The organism is Streptomyces sp. NPDC006602, assembly GCF_042870385.1.
Taxonomy (GTDB): domain Bacteria; phylum Actinomycetota; class Actinomycetes; order Streptomycetales; family Streptomycetaceae; genus Streptomyces.
The window spans coordinates 1-1,764 of record NZ_JBIAHG010000099.1; the positions used below are offsets into that span (position 1 = coordinate 1).

Here is a 1,764-nt window from a genome sequence, read left to right on the forward strand (position 1 = left end):
TGTCGGCGACGGGTGAATCGTGGCTCTTCCAAGATTTCCGTGAAGCCGGTCAGTGAGCTGCCTCGGTTGTGACTCTGTGTTGCCGACGGTCGGCGGCCACGAGCAGGACGCGCTTGCGAAGTAGCGGAAGTCCGGCTCTGCCGCCCATCTGGCGCTTGAGGAACTTGATGTCCGTGACTCTGCCCTCGACGCAGCCCGAACTCCATTCCGTGCTCAGGCCGAGGACGACGGCGTCGCGGTCGGTGAGCAGGCCGTCGGCGAAGCCGCGGAGGCCGATAGCGGTGTCCGCGCGGGCTGCGGTAATCCACTCGGGTAGTCGGCTCGCGCTGCGGACGGCCATCATCGCGGCGAAGGAGCGCACATGTCCGGTGGCGGCTTCGAGTTCGGGGCAGCGGGCCAGGATGGCCTTGAGTTTCTGCTGGTCGTAGTCGCTTATGCGGTCGGGGTTGCGGGTGATCCAGCCGGTGACCTTGCGAATGCCAGGAGGCCGGGGCGGGGACGGGGCACTGTCGGGCAGGCGGCGGAAGCGGTGCAGGTAGTCGCGGACGACGGAGTAGGAGCCGGTGAAGCCGCGCTCACGGAGTTCGGCGTGGAGTTTCGTGGCGTTGGTGTGGCCCTCGTTCCAACGCCCGTGGAGGTAGGGCTTGAAGGGGTCCAGGGTGCTGGGGAGGTTCTGCCAGCGACCGGTGGCCAGTTCCTCCCAGGTGACGGCGCGGGCATAGCGGCGGACGGTGTTCCGGGAAAGCTCCAGACGGCGGGCGACGGCTCGGATGTTGAGGCCCTGGCCGAGGAGATCGTGCACGGCGGTGTGGTGCTGCTGGACCCGCTCGGCCAGCCGGCCCGCGTGGGAGAGCGTCGGGTGCAGGACTTCAGGGGGCGACTCCGGAGCGGGGGCCGGTTCGCGAAGACAGGAACTGTGCTTGCTGACCAGGGACTTCACGGCCTCTGCGAGGTTGTGCCAGAGGTGCCACAAATCGGCGACCTGGACGGCGTCGGGGGCTCCGGCACGGGCGCCGTCCGCGAAGGCGCCGCCGCGGTCTCGGCAGATGATTTCCACTCCGGGATGGTCAGTGAGCCAGGCCGCGAATGTCGCCGACTCCCGGTCGGGCAACAGGTCGATGGGGGCGTGGGTCTCACAGTCGACCAGCACGGTGCCGTACTTGTGGCCCTTGCGGGTGGCGAATTCATCGACCCCGAGCACCCGGGGTGTCTGTGCGTATGGATCGGCCAGGGCCATGGCCAGGCTCAGCAGAGTGGTGTCGCTGACCGGAACCGCCAGCCGGGCCGCCAGGCGTTCACCGGCGCGGCCCGCCAAGGCCACCGCGATCGCGCCCAACAGGCCCGTTAGCTGCGGAGTGCGCCGACCGTAACGAACGGTCAGCCCATCAACCTGCTCGGCGAACGTCACTCGCGCGCAGCCCGGGTTGTCGCAGAACAGGCGCCGGATGGTCAACGTGATGGACACCCGCCGGCCGCCGACTGCGCCGTCGGCGAGCCGGCGCTCGTAGCCGCTGTGCCGACGCCTCGACAGAACCTTGCAGTCCGGGCACGACGCCGAGATCGTCGATGCCGTACTCGCCACGATCCGTAACAAACCGTCCTCTGCTACCACTTGCTCCACCAGCACCCCGCCGAGGTGCGGAAACACCGTCTTCAGTAACTCCTCACACTGATCGAGCATCCCGCCATCCATGACGGAGCGTCACTGGCGCACGGAGGCATGACCGGCTTCACGGAAATCTTGGAAGAGCCAGGATTCAACCG

At 68.0% G+C, this 1,764-nt stretch carries 1 protein-coding gene; it reads right to left on the minus strand.

What is annotated here, in order from left to right; genetic code table 11:
- Positions 1 to 49: 49 nt before the first annotated feature.
- A complete protein-coding gene (locus ACFYO2_RS49585) occupies positions 50 to 1,681 on the minus strand; it encodes an ISL3 family transposase (RefSeq protein ID WP_388364114.1) in 1,632 nt (543 codons plus the stop codon).
- Between the last annotated feature and the right edge of the window lie 83 nt (positions 1,682 to 1,764).